Annotated in this window: 15 protein-coding genes; 8 read left to right on the forward strand and 7 right to left on the reverse strand. The window is 64.5% G+C overall.

All coding sequences use genetic code 11. The features are described 5' to 3' along the window. The first annotated feature begins 38 nt into the window (after nt 1–38). The 5 genes from ISS97_RS13325 (at nt 39) to ISS97_RS13345 (ending at nt 6,167) form a co-directional block, all read left to right on the forward strand. On the forward strand, nt 39–1,325 hold the full coding sequence (locus ISS97_RS13325) for an ATP-binding protein (protein WP_379983992.1): 1,287 nt from the start codon (nt 39–41) through the stop codon (nt 1,323–1,325). A gap of 239 nt (nt 1,326–1,564) precedes the next feature. Next, nucleotides 1,565–2,137: a response regulator transcription factor gene (locus ISS97_RS13330; protein ID WP_379983993.1), complete on the forward strand. Its 573-nt coding sequence runs from the start codon at nt 1,565–1,567 to the stop codon at nt 2,135–2,137. A 102-nt stretch (nt 2,138–2,239) separates the two neighbouring features. Then, nucleotides 2,240–4,501 (forward strand): TonB-dependent receptor, encoded by a 2,262-nt coding sequence (locus tag ISS97_RS13335; protein ID WP_379983995.1) that lies wholly within the window; start codon nt 2,240–2,242, stop codon nt 4,499–4,501. A gap of 35 nt (nt 4,502–4,536) precedes the next feature. Beyond that, complete coding sequence (locus ISS97_RS13340) at nt 4,537–5,709, forward strand: sialidase family protein (RefSeq protein WP_379983996.1); 1,173 nt, start codon at nt 4,537–4,539, stop codon at nt 5,707–5,709. Then, complete coding sequence (locus ISS97_RS13345) at nt 5,706–6,167, forward strand: thioredoxin domain-containing protein (protein WP_379983997.1); 462 nt, start codon at nt 5,706–5,708, stop codon at nt 6,165–6,167. Before ISS97_RS13340 ends, ISS97_RS13345 begins: the two co-directional genes overlap by 4 nt. 192 nt (nt 6,168–6,359) lie before the next feature. On the opposite strand, the gene ISS97_RS13350 is transcribed toward ISS97_RS13345, so the two are convergent. From ISS97_RS13350 to ISS97_RS13360, 3 genes are all read right to left on the reverse strand, one after another. Then, the gene (locus tag ISS97_RS13350; RefSeq protein ID WP_379983998.1) at nt 6,360–7,352 is read right to left on the reverse strand and encodes an isoaspartyl peptidase/L-asparaginase family protein; all 993 of its coding nucleotides are present in this window, start codon (nt 7,350–7,352) and stop codon (nt 6,360–6,362) included. 117 nt (nt 7,353–7,469) lie between these two features. Next, nucleotides 7,470–8,738: a M56 family metallopeptidase gene (locus ISS97_RS13355; RefSeq protein ID WP_379983999.1), complete on the reverse strand. Its 1,269-nt coding sequence runs from the start codon at nt 8,736–8,738 to the stop codon at nt 7,470–7,472. Beyond that, on the reverse strand, nt 8,725–9,096 hold the full coding sequence (locus ISS97_RS13360) for a BlaI/MecI/CopY family transcriptional regulator (protein ID WP_379984000.1): 372 nt from the start codon (nt 9,094–9,096) through the stop codon (nt 8,725–8,727). Before ISS97_RS13360 ends, ISS97_RS13355 begins: the two co-directional genes overlap by 14 nt. Before the next feature lie 190 nt (nt 9,097–9,286). Here ISS97_RS13360 and ISS97_RS13365 point away from each other — a divergent pair, with 190 nt between their 5' ends. Next, nucleotides 9,287–10,648 carry a 3-oxoacid CoA-transferase gene (locus ISS97_RS13365; protein WP_379984001.1) on the forward strand — a complete coding sequence of 454 codons (1,362 nt, stop codon included), beginning with the start codon at nt 9,287–9,289 and terminating at the stop codon, nt 10,646–10,648. A gap of 116 nt (nt 10,649–10,764) precedes the next feature. Here the strand turns inward: ISS97_RS13365 and ISS97_RS13370 are convergent, their stop codons facing one another. From ISS97_RS13370 to ISS97_RS13380, 3 genes are all read right to left on the reverse strand, one after another. Next, nucleotides 10,765–11,730 carry a sensor histidine kinase gene (locus tag ISS97_RS13370; RefSeq protein WP_379984002.1) on the reverse strand — a complete coding sequence of 322 codons (966 nt, stop codon included), beginning with the start codon at nt 11,728–11,730 and terminating at the stop codon, nt 10,765–10,767. Nucleotides 11,731–11,758: 28 nt separating this feature from the next. Then, entirely contained in the window at nt 11,759–12,481 is a 723-nt protein-coding gene (locus tag ISS97_RS13375; RefSeq protein WP_090450813.1) for a response regulator transcription factor, read from the reverse strand. A gap of 275 nt (nt 12,482–12,756) precedes the next feature. Further along, the gene (locus tag ISS97_RS13380; RefSeq protein ID WP_379984003.1) at nt 12,757–13,368 is read right to left on the reverse strand and encodes an arylesterase; all 612 of its coding nucleotides are present in this window, start codon (nt 13,366–13,368) and stop codon (nt 12,757–12,759) included. Between ISS97_RS13380 and ISS97_RS13385 the strand changes: the two genes are divergently transcribed. Next, nucleotides 13,367–14,101, forward strand: coding sequence for an ABC transporter ATP-binding protein (locus tag ISS97_RS13385; protein ID WP_379984004.1), 735 nt, complete (start codon nt 13,367–13,369; stop codon nt 14,099–14,101). The two genes, ISS97_RS13380 and ISS97_RS13385, sit on opposite strands and share 2 nt — an antisense overlap. Next, nucleotides 14,098–16,587, forward strand: a complete 2,490-nt coding sequence (locus ISS97_RS13390; protein WP_379984005.1) for an ABC transporter permease — start codon at nt 14,098–14,100, stop codon at nt 16,585–16,587. Before ISS97_RS13385 ends, ISS97_RS13390 begins: the two co-directional genes overlap by 4 nt. A gap of 16 nt (nt 16,588–16,603) precedes the next feature. Here ISS97_RS13390 and ISS97_RS13395 read toward each other — a convergent pair whose 3' ends face one another. Next, on the reverse strand, nt 16,604–17,194 hold the full coding sequence (locus ISS97_RS13395; RefSeq protein ID WP_379984006.1) for a 2-hydroxychromene-2-carboxylate isomerase: 591 nt from the start codon (nt 17,192–17,194) through the stop codon (nt 16,604–16,606). Between the last annotated feature and the right edge of the window lie 33 nt (nt 17,195–17,227).

Consider the following 17,227-nt stretch of genomic DNA (forward strand, 5'->3'; position numbering starts at 1 on the left):
GCCATGAGAGAGCGGCGGACACCGTAGAATCCCGCTCCATGAACCAGCGCCGCTTGAAGCAACGCATCGGGCCCCGCGCCCTTACCCGCACCCTGGCCTGGCTGCGTATCTGCGCCATCGCGGGACAAAGCGTGGCCGTGCTGGTCTGCGCCCTGTGGATGCAACTGGCGATTCCACTGCTGCCTTTGCTGGTCGGCATCGGCATGCTCGCGGTCTTTGCGGTATTCGCCGCGTGGCGCCTGAGCCAGCCCTGGCCGGTGCGCGAATGGGAAACGGTGCTGCATGTCGCCGCCGACACCTTGGTGCTGGGCTACTTGCTGTACTTCACTGGCGGCGCCAGCAATCCGTTCGTCACGTTGCTGCTGGTACCCATCGCCTTGAGCGCGGCGGCGCTATCCGTGCCGGCCATCCTCGAAGTGGCCGCACTCGCTGGCGTGGCCTACGTGGTACTGCTGCTTTGGTACGTACCGCTGCCGGTGCCGATACAGCACCACGCTACCGCCGGCTTCTCTCTGCATGTCGCCGGGATGGGCGTGAACTTTGTCATCACTGCCTTGCTGCTCGGCTTCTTTATCAATCGCCTGGCGCGCGCCGTGCGCCTGCAGCAGCTCGAAGTGCAGCGCGCACGCGAGCGCGCACTGCGCGACGAAGGCATTCTTGCCATCGCCACCCAGGCGGCCGGCGCCGCGCACGAACTCAACACGCCGCTCTCCACCATGCGCACGCTGCTGCCGGAGCTGCGTCGCGAGCACGCCGGCGATACCGCGCTGGGCGAAGACCTGCAACTGCTCGAAGATCAGGTCGAGCGCTGCCGTACCATCCTTCGCGAAATGGTCGCGTTCGGCAAAGCACAGCTTTCGCAGGAACCCGAGCTGCTCAGTCTCGCCAGCTTTATCCATAGCTGCCTGGAACGCTTCCAGCTGCTGCGGCCCGAAGCGGAGCTGACCCTGCAGCTGGATGACGATGCCGCACGCACCGTGCTGCGCACGCCGCCGGGCCTGCGCCATGCCCTGCTCAATCTGCTGAACAACGCGGTCGACGCTTCCGCGCTCAATCAATCGCAAGCGGTATCGCTCAGCGCGCACCGCGAAGGCGGCTGGCTGGAGCTGGTCGTCGGCGATCACGGCCCCGGCTTTGCCGCTACCGGCGAACTGGCCGTGATCGGCGAATCGCATAAACAGACTGGCCTGGGCATCGGGCTCGCCCTGGCCGAGGCCACCGCCGAACGCCTGAATGGCGAACTGACCGCCAACAACACCCTGGATGGCGCAGAGATGCACCTGCGCCTGCCGCTGGCTGTGATCGCAGCCCGCACCGAGGATTAACCCCTCCACACAACTCAGTAGGAGCGCACCCTGTGCGCGAAAGCCCTGCAAAGCAGGGCCGTTTTCGCCACATGGAAAAGCAGATGGCCCTGCTGCGCAGGGCTTTCGCGCACAGGGTGCGCTCCTACGGGTGGGGTGCAGGCTTTTGCAGTTGACTCATAATGCAGGACACTTCGTCGCGCCTCCCCCTCCCTGCGTCAACGATGCGCGACAATAGTCCGCACTGTTCCGGAGGTCCCATGACCGATCAGCCTGCCCAGCCTCTGCTTATCGTCGACGACGACGCCACCTTCGCGCGCGTTCTGGCGCGGGCCCTGAGTTCGCGTGGCTTCGAGGTAATCACCGCCAGCAATGCCGACGAAGCGCGTGCGCTGACCCGGCGCCATCATCCGCGCTATTGCGTGTTGGATCTGAAGCTGGGCGAAGAGAACGGTCTGCGGCTGATCCCCGAGCTGCAGTCGCTGGTACCCGACATGCGCGTGTTGCTGCTCACCGGCTACGCCTCCATCGCCACGGCGGTCGAAGCGATCAAGCGCGGTGCGCACGACTATCTCGCGAAGCCGGTCGACGCCGACGCAGTGGTGCGCGCACTGCTCGATGGCGACAGCGCTACCGGTGACGATGAAGTCATGGATGCACCGGAAGCTCCACTGGCCCTGCGCCGCCTGGAATGGGAGCACATCCAGCGCGTGCTGACCGAATGCGACGGCAACATCTCCGAGACTGCCCGTCGCCTCGGCATGCATCGCCGCACGCTGCAGCGCAAGCTGAGCAAGCACCCGGTACGCGAGCGGCCCGACGGCGAAAGCTGATCGCGTCACATCATCGCGGCACCGCTGCGACATCGCGCCACCTTTTCCGTCATTGGCGGAAGGCTATGCTGCCAACCCTTGACCATGGTCCAGGGTATGCCGTTGAACACGTCTCCGCACCGCCTGTGCACGCTGGCGCTCGCCATCGCAGGCAGTTTCTCCGCAACGGCGTTTGCCGCCGATCCCCAGCAATCGACCACGCTGGAGGCGGTCCATGTCCACGCCAGTGACACACATGTGACGGAGACGCCGGCGGTGCAGGTGCGCGTCACGCGTGATCAACTGCAGAAGCACAACGTCACCGACAGTTCGGACGCGCTGAAGTACGCGCCCAATATCCAAGTGCGCAAGCGCTACATCGGCGACCCCAACGCGGTCATCAGCGGCCGCAACGCCGGCACGCTGCAAAGCGCACGCAGCCTGGTCTACGCCGACGGCCTGCTGCTTTCCAACCTGATGACCAACGGCTGGGACGGCGCGCCGCGCTGGGGCATGGTGGCGCCGGAAGAGATCGGCGCCGTCGACGTGCTGTACGGCCCCTATTCCGCGTTGTATCCCGGCAACTCGATGGGCAGCACGGTGCTGATCCATACCCGCTTGCCGGAAAAGTTCGTCGCCAGCGCCAGCGCGCAATTCATGAGCCAGGATTTCAGCGACCACTACGGCAGCAGCGGCCGCTATAACGGCCGCAACATCGCCGCCACGCTCGGCAACAAGCAAGGCCGCTGGAGCTGGATGCTCGCCGTGAACAAGCTGGACAACAACGGCCAGCCGATGCAATACGCCACCGCCAAAGCTGGCGGCAACGCGAAACTTGCCGTGCCGGTGCAGGGCGCCACGCTCGATCGCAATCCCAACGGCACGCCACGCCTGGTCTACGGCGCCAACACCATCGAGCACACCGAGCAGACCCAGGCCAAACTCAAAGTGGGCGTGGATATCACCGATCACATCGCCGCGCAGTTCACCCTGGGCTGGTGGCACAACCATGCTGAAGACCGCACGCGCAGCCTGATCCGCGATGCCGGCGGCCACCCCGTTTACACCGGTGTGATCAGCGCCTTCGGTCAGACCTGGACGTTGCCAACCAGCGGCCTGGCTCCCTTCGCTACGCATGAAACCCACGCGCTGTACGGCGTGGAGCTCAACGGCCGTTTCGACAACGGCTGGCGCTGGACGGCGGTCGGCAGCAAGTACGACTTCCTGCGTTCGCAGCAGCGCACTGCCAGCCTTACGCCACCGGTCGGCGCAGTCGGTGGTCCCGGCACGGTCGCGGATCTGGGCGGCTCGGGTTGGGAAACCTGGGATCTGCGCAGCTCTGGCCCGCTCGGCGAACAGCACATGCTCTACGCCGGCCTGCATGGCGATCGCTACATTCTGGATTCGCGCGTGAACAACGCCAGTGATTGGCGTGGCAACGCAGATGGATCGCAACAAAGTGCCTTCGGCGGACGCACACGCACTTACGCCGCCTATCTGCAGGACGTATGGAGCTTCGCTCCAGCCTGGGCGCTCACCCTCGGTGGACGCTGGGAGCAATGGCGCGCCTACGACGGCCTGCGCGCCAACGCCAGCACCCGCCTGCGCTACGCCGACCGCCAGCGCACCGACTTCTCGCCCAAGGCCGCACTGAGCTGGGACTTCGCCGAGGACTGGCAGCTGCGCCTGGCCAGCGGCAAGGCGGTGCGCTATCCCACCGTCAATGAGTTGTTCCAGGGCAGCATCTCGGCCAACGCCATCGTCAACAACAATCCCAACCTGCGCCCCGAACGCGACTGGTCGACCGATCTCACCTTGCTACGCCATCTCAGCAACGGCCATTGGCGTGTATCGGTATTCCAGGATCGCATTGCCGATTCGCTGTATTCGCAGACCGACATCACCGTCACACCGACGGTCACCAACATCCAGAACGTGGACAAAGTGCGTGTGCGCGGTATCGAAGGCGAAATCGCCCTGACCGATGTATGGACACAAGGCCTTGACCTGCAAGCCAGCGTCGCCTTCAACAACGCCAAGACGCTCGACGATCGCCAGTACCCGCTGGCAAACGGCAAATGGTTCCCGCGCATCCCCAAAGTGCGCGCCACCCTTGTCGCCGACTATCGCTTCGCTCCCGGATGGGATGCATCGCTCGCCATCCGTCACTCCGGCCGCCAGTACGGCACGCTGGATAACAGCGATTTCGTGAACACCTATGGCGCGGTCAGCCGCTTCACCGTGGCCGATGCCAAGCTGCGCTGGAATTTTGCGCCGCCATGGACGGTATCCATGGGCGTGGACAACCTCACTAATGAGCACTACTGGGTCTACCATCCTTACGCCGGCCGCACGTGGTTCGCCGAAGCGCGCTGGGACTATTGACGCCATCGCACCGGCCGCGAAACCAGAGACCATCCATGCGCAAACTCATCGCCACCCTGCTCTGCCTGATCGCTCCCGCGCTGATGGCGCATGAAGGTCATCAGGGCATGGCTATGCCTAAGGGACCGGAACTCGGCGCCAGCGCCGCCATCGACGGCAAAGGCCGTCTGTGGCTGGTGGATGCCGCGGATGGACACATCAGATTGCGCCACTCGGACGATTTCGGCCGCACGCTGAGTGCGCCCCTGCTGGTCAATGCCGCCGCCGAGCCGATCTACGCCGAAGGCGAGAACCGGCCGAAGATCGCTTTCGGCAAGCAGAACGAGTTGTACGTGAGCTGGTCGCAACCGCGCGCCAAGCCATGGACCGGCTTCGTGCGCTTCGCCCGCTCCACCGATGGCGGTGCGCATTTCTCCACGCCGATCACGGTGCACCATGACCGCGCCGAGATCACTCACCGCTTCGACGCGATGGCAGTGGATGGGCAAGGCCGCATCGTGATGGCCTGGATCGACAAGCGCGATCTCGAAACAGCCACGGCAAAGGGCAAGCCCTATCTCGGCGCCGCGATCTACACCAGCGTCTCCAGCGACGGCGGCCTCAGCTTTGCACCGGAGCAAAAGCTGATGGACCAGAGCTGCGAATGCTGCCGCATCGCCATGGCACGTACGCCGCAGGGCGATATCGGCGCATTCTTCCGCGGCATCTACGGCGACAACATCCGTGACCATGCCTACGCCGTGCTGCACGGAGACGGCCGCTCCAGCGAAGCCCAGCGCACCACCTTCAGCGAGTGGCAGATTGCCGGTTGCCCGCATCATGGCCCCGGCCTCGCCATCGACAGCGATGGCGTACGCCACGCGGTGTGGTACGAAGCGAAGAACCAACCCACCGTCTGGTACGGACAGCTCGATCCTGGCCATGCGCCCAAGCACGCCCTCGCCATCGCGGGCGCTGGTGCGAGCCATGCGGATATCGTGGTCAGTGGCCGTCAGGTGTGGGTGGTGTGGAATCAGGTGAACGCGCATGGTTACGAACTCATGCTGCGTACCTCGCACGACGGCGGCGAGCATTTTGACGAGGCACGGCAGATCGCCAATACATCGGGCGCCACCGCTTCGCCGCAATTGCTGTTGTGGCAGGACCGCGCCTTCGTCGCCTGGAATACGGCGGCGGGCTTCCGTCTGGTGCCTACGGAGGTCTTATGAGCCGCCGGCTTCTATGCCTGCTCGTCCTGGCCTTGCCGATGCTTGCGCAAGCCGCATCACCCAGCGCGCTACGTGCCGAGGATGTCGCCCAACTGCTGAAGCCGCCAGCGCACGGTGTGCGCGTGCTGGCGATCTGGGCGCTGGACTGCGCCTACTGCGAATCCAACCTGCAAGCACTGGGACGATTGCAGCACGCGCAACCTGATGCGATCGAGCTGATCACCATCGCCACCGACAGCATTGACCAAAGCGACATGATCGCCGCGCGCCTGCACACCACCGCCATGGATGCGTGGCCGGCACGCGCCTATGCCGACGCCACGCCCGAGCGCATCAATTACCTGATCGATCCCAACTGGGGCGGCGAAACGCCCCGCACCCTGGTGATCCGTGCGGATGGCACGCGACTGGGCATCAGCGGCGAACTCACTCCAGCCAAGCTGAAGTCCATCCCGTAGGAGCGCACCCTGTGCGCGAAAGCACTGCGTTAGCAGTGCCGCTTCTGAATACCGCGATTTTATGAAGCGCACGGCCCTGTCGGGCCGTTTCATCCAGGCTATCCATAGCCCTCGCCCCACAGGCGAACCACTCCGTGCAAACCGGCCATCCTGCCGGTTTGTCGCGCACAGGGTGCGCTCCTACAGTGAAATTTATTGGCCGCTGCTCGACTCGGAGGCGGGCAGCGGGTCTCCGGTGCCGTCGTCTTCGTCACCGAATATCGCGACGTGCGGCACGCCATCCGCGCCAATCCAGCCGCGATACATACCGTCGGTGTTGAACGGCATGGCGAAATTGCCGTTGCCATCCAGCGCAATGGCGCCGCCGTTGCCGCCCATCGACGGAATTTCCTGATTGATCACTTCAGCCGCTGCGCGCTTCAGCGGCACGCGCATCTGCGTCACGCGCATGCAGATTTCATGCGCGGCCACCGTGCGGATGTAGTACTCGCCCCAGCCCGTACCTGACACGGCACAGCCGCTATTGGCATAGGTGCCTGCGCCGATGATCGGCGAATCGCCGACACGGCCCCAGCGTTTGTCGGTCATGCCGCCCGTGGACGTGCCCGCCGCCAGATGCCCCTGCGTATCCAGAGCCACCGCGCCCACGGTGCCGAAGTGCTTGGCTGTTTCCACGTCAGCGTGCGGCTTGCGCGCTGCATCTTCCTTCAGCGCCTTTTGCAATTGCTGCCAACGCTCGTCGGTACGGAAATACGAGGGATCGACCAGTTCGACACCAGCATCCTTCGCGAATGCCTCGGCGCCCTCGCCCACCAGCATCACGTGCTGGCTTTTGTCCATCACCGCGCGCGCCAGCAGGATCGGGTTCTTCACGCGATGCACGCCAGCGATCGCACCGGCCTTCAACGTGTAGCCGTCCATGATGGCGGCGTCCAGCTCGTTCTTGCCGTCATGCGTGAACACCGCGCCCTTGCCCGCGTTGAAGTTGGGATCGTCCTCCAGCACCGTGATCGCCGCCGTCACCGCATCGAGCGCCGGCTTGCCGGCCTTGAGCTGTGCATAACCGTTCTGCAGCGCCTGGGTCAGCGCCGCGCGCACCGCTTTCTCGCGGACCGGGTTCATTTCGCGCTTGATCACGCCGGCGCCACCGTGAATGACCAGCACCGGTGTAGCGGCATGGCTCATGGCGACAACTCCAAGGGCGGCAAAAGCAACAAACAGGCGGCACAGCTTCACAGATCACTCTCCCCGGATGGTCGGGGCGAGTATAGCCAGCTGTACCGCCGTACTCAGCCGAATGTCTCAGCAACCCAGGCGAGCCGTGACATCCAGCCTGATGGAATGATTGGATTTCACATCGCCGTGATGCACTTCACCCACTTCGATGGTGGCAGTCTGACCTGGCTGACCACGCACCTTGGGATGCACCGGCTCCTCCAAGGTGCCTCCACTCAAGTCGCCCTGCACTTCGAGCTGCCCGCCCTCCGCAGGCACTACCGTAAAACGTCCGTTCCAGGCCGCCACGCCCGTGGCGCTTCCATTCACCGTAACGTACTGTCCAGGTTTGAGACATTGCGCGAAGTGCGTTTCCGGTGCTCCGCCGTTGTAGGCCACATCTATGCTCAAGCCATAGTGATTCGGCGCCACGCCTTTCCCTTCAGGTACTGCCGGCGTGGCGGCATACACCATGCCAGCCAGCGTGCTTGCGCAAAAAGCGACAACATACCCGCCTATGCGGTGACGGGTCAGACTCGGCTTTTCCTTCAGCATGGCAATGCGCTCCGTGAGTGGATGGCGGGGAGACCACGCGCAGCCCACAGGAAGTGCGCTGGCTGCGGACAGGGTTTTCAACATCGCTTGGGCATAGCGGCGGCGAAGGCCGTGGTGATCGCGCATCACTGCCGCATCGCAGGCTAGCTCCTGATCCAGCCTAAACAGGCGCCATCCCAGCCATGCCAGCGTATGCGGCCAACACACGGCGACCACGACAACTGCACACAAGGACCACAAGCCATCGCGACGACGGGCATGCGCTTCTTCGTGGGCCAGAATCAATGCCTGCTCGCATTCGTCATAACGCGTTTTGAAATCCGCAGGCAAGATAATGCGCGGACGCCAGGCGCCGACCAGTGCAGGACCAAGCTCAGGCTCCGCGGCGAACAAAACCGGCCAGCGGGATGGCCCCGATGCTGGCGTTGCGTTCCGCAGTCGATGCCAATAGCGCGATTGAACAAACCATCCCAACAAGCCGACTGCCACCATGCCAGCCAACCATGCCGCGACAACCGCCGTGCGCCAGTCGGAAGACATCGTCGCCTGCGGCATCGCCGGAAACGCACCGCCAGCGGTCGCGACAATATGCACAAGCGTCGGTGGCGCTGCCGTGTGTGTGATCGCGTGCGGCAACTGACTCACCAGCATCGCCAATGGCGGCAGCATCCACAGTTGAAAACTGCGTTCCGCGCCCAACCATCGACGGCATGGCCGCCGCAGCAAGAGCACAGCGAGCACGGCCATCGTAAAGGCGAGCTGCAACAGCCACAGGCGTGAAATCCATTCAGAGCTGATCATCGCCCAGCTCCTCCAGCAGCTTCTTCAGATCGGCGACATCCTTGCGGCTCAATTTGCGCTGCTCGGAGAAATGCGCCACCAGCGGTGCAATCCGGCCGTCGAACAGGCGGTCCAGCAAGCCTTTGCTTTCCTGCGACACGTACTGTTCGCGGGTCAACTTAGGCATGTAGAGGTAACGGCGGCCTTCGCGCTCGGCTTTTACCGCTTTCTTTTTCAGTAGGCGGTTGAGCAGAGACTTCACCGTGCCCTCCTGCCAGCCTTGCTGTGGCCCGACTTCGGCAAGGATTTCCTCGGCACTGCGCGGGGCCTGCCGCCACAGCACTTCCATCACCACGGATTCGGCTTCACTGATTGACATGGCACACCGTTTACACGTGTAAGTGATAATTAAATTTACACGTGTAAACGGAATCGTCAAGTGTCCTCGATCCCGCCCGAGGACGGATACCCAGAACCCATCCTGCGTGGCTGCGACCTTGGTACAGCATGAGCCGTCACCGATCCGTCGTATCCTAGGCAGCTGGCTCTCCCTGCAAGAAGGCATCGCAATGGACAAGGTTTATGCAAGCGCGGCGCAGGCTCTGGACGGTCTGCTGTTCGACGACATGACCCTCGCTGCGGGCGGCTTCGGCCTCTGCGGCATTCCCGAAAATCTGATCGCCGCGCTGCTGGCGGCCGGCACCAAGGGGTTGACCATCGTCGGCAACAATGCCGGTGTGGACGACTTCGGCATGGGTCCGCTGCTGAAGACGCGCCAGGTGAAGCGCGTGTACGCCTCCTACGTGGGCGAGAACAAGGAATTCGAGCGCCAGGTGCTGGCCGGTGAGCTGGAGTTGCACCTAGTGCCGCAAGGCACGCTTGCCGAGAAGCTGCGCGCCGGTGGCGCTGGCATCCCGGGTTTCTATACGCGCACCGCGTTCGGCACCAAGCTCGCCGAAGGCAAGGAAACCAAGGTCTTCGACGGCAAGGAATATGTGCTGGAAGAAGCCATTCACGCGGACGTGTCGATCGTGAAGGCATGGAAGGGCGACCGCCTCGGCAACCTGGTGTTCCGCAAAACCGCGCGCAACTTCAATCCGATGATCGCTACCTGCGGCAAAGTCTGCGTGGCTGAAGTGGAAGAACTCGTCGAAGTGGGCGCTCTGGCGCCGGATGAGATCCATGTGCCGGGCATCTACGTCGACCGCATCATCCAGGGGCCGTCGTACGAGAAGCGCATCGAGTTCCGCACCGTGGCCGGCGCCAATACCGGCAAGGAAAGCCCGATCCGCACCGCCATGGCGCAACGCGCCGCGAAGGAGCTGCGGGACGGCTTCTACGTCAACCTCGGCATCGGTATCCCGACCCTGGTAGCCAATTACATCCCGGCGGGCATCGACGTCACCCTGCAGTCGGAGAACGGCCTGCTCGGTATCGGCCCGTTCCCGGACGAGGCCCATGTTGATCCGGACCTGATCAACGCCGGCAAGCAGACCATCACCACCCTGCCCGGCTCCAGCTTTTTCTCCAGTGCCGAATCGTTCGCGATGATCCGTGGCGGCCATATCGACCTGTCCATCCTTGGTGGCCTCGAAGTGTCGAGCCATGGCGATCTCGCCAACTGGATGGTGCCGGGCAAGATGGTGAAAGGCCCGGGTGGCGCGATGGATCTGGTCAGCGGCGTGAAGCGCGTAGTGGTGCTGATGGAACACACCGCGAAGGATGGCTCGCCCAAGATCAAGAACGAATGCGACCTTCCGCTCACCGGCAAGCAAGTGGTGGATCTGATCATCACCGACCTGTGCGTGTTCGAGGTGGAGAAAGGCGAGGGCCTGACCCTGATCGAACTGCAGGAAGGCGTGACGGTGGATGAGGTGAAGGCGAAGACCGGCTGCGGTTTCGTCGTATCGCCAAAGCTTCAGGCTGCCTAGAAAACACCGTAGGAGCGCACCCTGTGCGCGAAAGCCCCGCGCCAGCGGGGCTGCTCTTTTCTCGTACAGCAAAAGCGGCCCCGCTGGCGCGGGGCTTTCGCGCACAGGGTGCGCTCCTACACGTTCGCCGGTAGCGGCTTGGGAAAACGGATGCGCGCGATGTGCTGCTTGCCGTCGCGCGTCTGCAGCTCCAGCGGCCAGGCGAAGCGCTCGCTGATGCGCTGCGCGATCGCCAGCTCGAAACCGTGGCGATCCGCTTTGTACGTATCGGCTTCCATGGCATTGGTGACGGTCACCGCGCCAGGCAACACGGTAATGACCACCGTCCCCTGCTCGGCCTGCTGACAGGCATTGCGGATCAGCTGCCAGCACAGCACGGCAAAAACGCGCGGCGAACCGTGCAACGCGAAACGCGCCGGCTCGTCCAGGCGCAGGGTTATCGGCTGCCCTTCCAGCAGTTCGCGCGCGTCGATCAGTTCCCGCTCAAGCACATCGTTGACGACGAAGTCTTCTTCGGTGAGTCCGTTGTCCGATTCGCGAGCAAGAATCAGCAAGGCCTCGACCAGCGCCTCCATCTCGCGTGTAGCACGCTTGATCCGCTGCACTGAGCGCTGCCCGAACTCACCTAGCGCGAGCTCGTCCGCGAGCATGTCGGCAGACATCTTGATCACCGTGAGCGGACTGCGCAGTTCGTGGCTGGCGTCGCGGGTGAAATTGCGCTCGCGCTGGTTGTAGCCGGCAATACGACTGGCGAAGGTGTACAGGCCCTGGGCGAGCACCGCGACGTCGGCATCGGCTTGGCGCGGTAGCTGGCCCGGCTGCCACTGCCCGAGGTCCGGCTTGTGCTCGTCCCACTTCTTTACCGCACGCGCGAGCCAGCGTACTTCTTTCCACTGACGCCGCGTCACGAGCCAGGTAAGCACGCAGATCGCCACGATCAACAGCAGCGTCAGCGGCGCGGGAGCCAGTCCATACATGCCAAGCAGGCAAACCGCGACCACCGCCACCATCTGCAGGCCGAAAATCCATGCCAGGCGGCGATGGAATGCGTTCGCCGCTGTCGGAAAAGCACGGGAAGTCATCGCTACTTCATGAGGGCGCGCAACGCGCTCACGTGGCCGTGGCCGCTTCCGATTCGAGATCGGCCAGGCGATAGCCTGCAGAGTGGATGGTATGCAGCAACGGGCGATCGAACGGTTTGTCGATCACGCGGCGCAGGTTATAGAGATGCGAACGCAGGGTGTCCGAGTCGGGCAAGGTATCGCCCCAGATCTCGCGCTCGATATCGCGCCGGCTTACCACGCGCGGCGATTCGCGCATCAGGATCGCCAGCAGCTTGAGCCCGATCGGCGACACGGTGAGCTCCTGCCCCCCACGCACCAGACGCAACGTGGCGGTATCCAGCGTCATGTCACCTACGGTCAGCACTTCGGTGGAAACCTGGCGGCGGTCGCGACGGATCAACGCACGCAGGCGCGCCTCCAGTTCACGCACCTCGAACGGCTTCACCAGATAGTCGTCGGCGCCGGCTTCGAGGCCAACCAGCTTGTCCTCCAGCGTGTCGCGCGCGGTGAGCATCAGCACCGGAGTGGACTTCTTGGCCTCCTTGCGCAGCTTGCGGCACACCTCCAGGCCGTCCATGCCCGGCAACATCAGATCGAGCACCACCACGTCGTAACTGTTGGAGACGGCCAGATGCAGGCCGCTGACGCCGTCAGCGGCGTAATCCACCGAGTAGCCCCGGCGCTCCAGGAATTCGCCGACCATTTCGGCGATCTGGCGGTTGTCCTCCACTAGAAGGATCAGTCCGGCTTGTTCGTCACGAGAACTCATCCCTGCCTCCGCCGTCGGTCTTCACATAGGTGAAGGCTACCTTCGCGCCGGGTGAGCAATATGTGAAGACGCTTTCACAACGGGAGCAAAAAAGGGGGGCCTTGGGTATTCGTCATTCCGGCGAAGGCCGGAATCCAGTGAAGTATGCGTGCGCAGCACACAAAACCGCTTTTGAGTGCTTCGCACGAATTATTGAACTGGATGACCAGCTTCGCTGTTGTGAAGCGCCTCCGGCCTTCGCCGGAATGACGGGTCGTTGCGTCCCACCCTCTTACTTACCGCAACAGCGGCCGCAGGGCATTCCACACGTTATCCAGCACCTTGGGCTCCCCCGCCGCCGTGGGATGCAGGCCATCGTCCTGCATCAGCTTTGGATCGAGGGCGACCCCGTCGAGCAGGAAGGGCACCAGACCGGTGCGCTTCTGTTTGGCCAGGTCCGCATAGACCGTACGGAGACCATCCCGATATTGCGGCCCATAGTTCACCGGCAGCTCGATCCCCAGCAGCAGGACCCTGGCTCCGGCATGCTGGGCGGCGTCGATCATGCTGGTCAGGTTGTCGCGCAAGGCCGGCAGCGGCAGGCCGCGCAGGCCATCGTTGGCGCCCAGCTCGATCACCACCACGGCCGGCTTGTACTTGGTCAGCAGCGCCGGCAGCCGGTTACGTCCGCTCAGCGAGGTTTCGCCGCTGATGCTGGCATTGATCGCCGTCCAACCCGGCTCCATCTGTTCCAGACGTACTTCCAGCAGATGTACCCAGCCCTGTTCGGTCGCAATGTTGTGCGCGGCGGAAAGGGAATCGCCCAGTACCAGCACGGCCTTCGAAGGCGCAGCCTGCACGGCGCCAGCGCAACACAGCAACAGCAGAAGCCAAAGGATACGACGCATGAGTGATTCTTCTCCCGCGCTGGGTAGCGCCGATCGGGTCAGCAATGTTCTTCTCGATGCCCGCGATGTTAGCAAGTCAGTGCGCGGCCCCGAGGGGCAGCTGGACATCCTGCGCGGCGTGACCCTGCAGGTGCATGCGGGCGAGAGCTTCGCCATCGTCGGTGCTTCCGGGTCGGGCAAGACCACCCTGCTCGGCCTGCTCGCCGGGCTGGATACGCCGAGCAGCGGACATATCGCGCTGGACGGCCACGCCCTCCAACAACTGGATGAAGAGGCTCGCGCCGATCTGCGTCGCCGCCTGGTGGGCTTCGTTTTCCAATCCTTCCATCTACTGCCGGCACTGACCGCAGAAGAAAACGTGATGCTGCCGCTCGAACTGGAAGGCAGCGACGACGCCAGAAACCGCGCCCGTGCCGCACTGGATGCCGTCGGCCTGAGCCCGCGCCGGCGCCATTACCCCGCGCAGCTCTCCGGTGGCGAGCAACAGCGCGTGGCGATCGCCCGGGCCTTCGTTCACAGCCCACGCCTGCTGTTCGCCGACGAGCCCACCGGCAATCTCGATCAGCGCACCGGCCACCATGTCAGCGATCTGCTATTCGGGCTCAACCATGATCACCGCACCACCCTGGTGCTGGTCACCCACGATCCGCTGCTCGCCGAGCGCTGCGCGCGCCGGGTGGAATTGCACGAAGGTCGGGTGATCGCCCGCGGCCCGGCGGAGCTCACCGTATGAGGCTGCTGCGCCTCGCCCTGCGCAGCCTGCGCCGCGAATGGCACCTACCCGAACTGCGCACCCTGGCCGCATCTCTGACCCTGGCCGTGGTCGCACTCGGCGTGGTCGCCACCCTCGCGACGCGCATCGAACGCGGCATGCTGGCGAATGCGGCCGAACTGATCGGCGGCGACCTTGGCATCAGTTCGCCGCAGCGCTTGCCTGACGACTATGCCGCGCAAGCGCGCCAGAGTGGTCTTGCCATTACGCGCGGCGCGGGTTTTCCCAGCGTGGCGTTCGCCCACGAACAGAGCCAGTTGCTCGATGTGCAGGCCAGCGACCACGACTATCCACTGCGCGGCAAGCTGGAATTGCGCAACGCCGCGCAGGGCGACTACGTCGGCCATGGTCCAGCGACAGGTGAGGTATACCTCGACCATCGCGCGCTGGTCGCACTCAATCTGAAAGCCGGCGACCACGTGCAACTCGGCGGCCGCGATCTGCGCATCGCCGCCGAGCTGGTGCGCCAGCCCGATGGCGGCGAGCTGTTTGCACTGGCGCCGCGCGCCATCATGAATCTGGGCGACGCCGAACAGGTCGGCCTGCTTGGTGCCGGCAGTCGCGCCCGACATCGTTTGTTGATCGCTGGCGATCCCGCCGCCGTAGCGCGCTGGCGCACCTGGGTGCAGACGCAGAGCCTGCCGCAGGGCGCGGAACTGATCACGCCCGAGCAGACCCAGGAGCGCATGCGCACCGCTTTCGATCGCGCCAGCGCCTTTCTCCGATTGACCGCGCTTCTTTCCGCGCTGCTGGCCGGCGTGGCCATCGCGCTGGCCGCGCAACGCTATGCGCGGCGCAAGACCAATGAAGTGGCGTTGCTGCGCGCACTGGGCACACCACGCCGGCGTGTGCTCGGCTTGCTGCTCGGCACATTGGGTGCGCTGGCCTTGCCTGCTTCGCTGCTGGGCATCGTGCTCGCACTCGGCATTGCGCAGGGCGCATGGGTCTTCGCCAGCACGCTGTTCACCAGTGTTCCAGTGGCGCTGCCGCTCGCCCCCGCCTTCGCCGCCGCCGCGATGGGCGTGGCCGTGCTGGCCGGCTTCGCATTGCCGCCACTGGCACGCTTGGCGGAAGTGCCACCGGTGGCGGTGTTCCGCGAAAGCATGGCGCGCAAGGTGCGGCGTTTCGATGCGTTGTATGTGATTCCAGTAGCCGTCGCCCTGGTACTGATCTGGAGCCAGAGCGGCTCCGCACGCATGGCAGGCATTCTCGCCGTCAGCCTGCTCGGCGTCGCGGCCATCGCCGCGCTTCTCGCCGCCTTGCTGCTGTGGACAGCACGGCGCGTAGCACCCGGCGCGCATCCGGCCTTACGGCTCGGCCTGGCGGCGCTGGCGCGCAGACGCGGCATGAGCCTGCTTCAGGCAACCGCGCTCAGCCTCGGCCTGGTGGCGCTCCTGCTGCTCGCCATTGTCGCGCCGGCACTGCTCGAAGGCTGGCGGCGCGAACTGCCCGCCGATACCCCGAACTGGTTCGTGCTGAATCTGCAGGACGACCAGCGGCCCGGTTTTGAGCAGGCATTGGCTGGCATCGGCGGCCAGCAGCTCAACATGCTGCCGCTGGCCGTGGGCAAGCTCACCGGCATCAACGGCCACCCGATCGACCAGCTCAGCTTCAAGGACGAGCGCGCCAAGGAATGGGCCGACCGCCAGCTGCGCCTGTCCTGGGCCGGCGAACTGCCACCTGCGAACCAGGTGATTTCCGGCGCCTGGTCCGGACCGCAGCCGGCACAGCCCGAGATCTCCATCGACACCATGTGGCGCGACATGTTTGCGCTGAAGGTGGGCGATACCATGAGCTTCAGCATTGGCGAAGGCACCATCGACGCCAAGGTGGCGAGCATCCGGCAGGTGGACTGGAGCTCGTTCCGCGTCAACTTCTTCCTGCTGCTGGATCCGGCACACGCCAGCGAGCTGCCGCATACCTGGATCGCCAGCTTCTATGTGCCGCGCGGGCATGCCGAATCGCTGGCGAGGCTCTCGCGCGATTACAGCAACCTCAGCCTGATCGATGTGGATGCCTTGCTCGATCGCGTGCGCGAAATCGTCGATCGGGTCAGCCACGCCGTACGCTGGGTGCTGGGCTTCAGCCTGCTCGCCGGCGCGCTGGTATTGGCCGCCGCGCTCGCCGCCAGCGCCGCCGAGCGAAGGCATGAGGCAGCGCTACTGCGCACGCTGGGTGCGCGCCGCGCGCAACTCCGCGCCGCTGCAGCCTGCGAGTTCGCCCTGCTCGGCCTCGCCGCCGGCCTGACCGCGGCACTCGGCGCCGCTGGCACCGGCTGGTGGCTGGGGCGTGCCGTGTTTCATATCGAAGGCTTCGTGCCACCACTGTGGCCGTTGGTGCTGGCCGCACTCGCCGCTGCCGTGGTGGTGATGTTGCTTGGTTTGGCCGGCACCCGAAAGGTCACGCGGACATCGCCGATGCGGTTGCTGCGAGAAGGAGGCGGTTGAACGACCGCCCCCAGCTTCAGGCAGAGGCGGCGGCCCATGCCAGCGCATCTTCCAGGCGATCGTCGCCCCAGAACATTTCGTTGCCGGCGAAAAAGGTGGGCGCGCCGAAGATGCCACGCGCCTGTGCTTCTTCCGTCGCGTGCCGCAGTGCGAGCTTATTGGCCTCGGATTGTGCACCGGCAAGGATATCGGCCACGGGTAGATTCAGTGCCGCCAGCACTTCGCTCACGACTTCGGGCGAGTCGACCTCTCGGTCATGCACGAAATTCATCTGCATGATGCGCTGGCAGTAGGCCTCCATCCATGGCTGGTCGGCCCCAATCAGTGCCACGCGCATCGGCAGCAACGCCCGCCGCGGAAAATGGCTGGGCCGAACCCAGGGCAGACCGTACTTCGCGCTCCTGCGCTCCATGTCGCGCCAAACGTAGGCGCCCTTCTCCTTTTGCAACACAAAGGGGGAGCTGTCCCAACCGAACGATTTGAAAATCGGCGCCAACAGAAAGGGGCGCCATTGCACTGTCACTCCATGGTGCGCCGCGAGTGCTCCGATGCGCATCACGCTCAGATAGCTGTAATTGCTGCCGAACTCGAACCAGAACTCGATCATCGCCACACCTCAAGGTTGACTCGACTACACCAT

Origin of the sequence: Dyella koreensis (genome assembly GCF_044904565.1) — a bacterium.
Classification (GTDB): Bacteria; Pseudomonadota; Gammaproteobacteria; order Xanthomonadales; family Rhodanobacteraceae; genus Dyella_D; species Dyella_D koreensis.

What these genes read in the sequence shown, in the direction of transcription:
- ISS97_RS13325 (WP_379983992.1), top strand. Translation starts at nt 39, where the DNA reads ATGAACCAGCGCCGCTTGAAGCAACGCATCGGGCCCCGCGCCCTTACC.
- ISS97_RS13330 (WP_379983993.1), top strand. Translation starts at nt 1,565, where the DNA reads ATGACCGATCAGCCTGCCCAGCCTCTGCTTATCGTCGACGACGACGCC.
- ISS97_RS13340 (WP_379983996.1), top strand. Translation starts at nt 4,537, where the DNA reads ATGCGCAAACTCATCGCCACCCTGCTCTGCCTGATCGCTCCCGCGCTG.
- ISS97_RS13345 (WP_379983997.1), top strand. Translation starts at nt 5,706, where the DNA reads ATGAGCCGCCGGCTTCTATGCCTGCTCGTCCTGGCCTTGCCGATGCTT.
- ISS97_RS13350 (WP_379983998.1), bottom strand. Translation starts at nt 7,352, where the DNA reads ATGAGCCATGCCGCTACACCGGTGCTGGTCATTCACGGTGGCGCCGGC.
- ISS97_RS13355 (WP_379983999.1), bottom strand. Translation starts at nt 8,738, where the DNA reads ATGATCAGCTCTGAATGGATTTCACGCCTGTGGCTGTTGCAGCTCGCC.
- ISS97_RS13360 (WP_379984000.1), bottom strand. Translation starts at nt 9,096, where the DNA reads ATGTCAATCAGTGAAGCCGAATCCGTGGTGATGGAAGTGCTGTGGCGG.
- ISS97_RS13365 (WP_379984001.1), top strand. Translation starts at nt 9,287, where the DNA reads ATGGACAAGGTTTATGCAAGCGCGGCGCAGGCTCTGGACGGTCTGCTG.
- ISS97_RS13370 (WP_379984002.1), bottom strand. Translation starts at nt 11,730, where the DNA reads ATGACTTCCCGTGCTTTTCCGACAGCGGCGAACGCATTCCATCGCCGC.
- ISS97_RS13375 (WP_090450813.1), bottom strand. Translation starts at nt 12,481, where the DNA reads ATGAGTTCTCGTGACGAACAAGCCGGACTGATCCTTCTAGTGGAGGAC.
- ISS97_RS13385 (WP_379984004.1), top strand. Translation starts at nt 13,367, where the DNA reads ATGAGTGATTCTTCTCCCGCGCTGGGTAGCGCCGATCGGGTCAGCAAT.
- ISS97_RS13380 (WP_379984003.1), bottom strand. Translation starts at nt 13,368, where the DNA reads ATGCGTCGTATCCTTTGGCTTCTGCTGTTGCTGTGTTGCGCTGGCGCC.
- ISS97_RS13390 (WP_379984005.1), top strand. Translation starts at nt 14,098, where the DNA reads ATGAGGCTGCTGCGCCTCGCCCTGCGCAGCCTGCGCCGCGAATGGCAC.
- ISS97_RS13395 (WP_379984006.1), bottom strand. Translation starts at nt 17,194, where the DNA reads ATGATCGAGTTCTGGTTCGAGTTCGGCAGCAATTACAGCTATCTGAGC.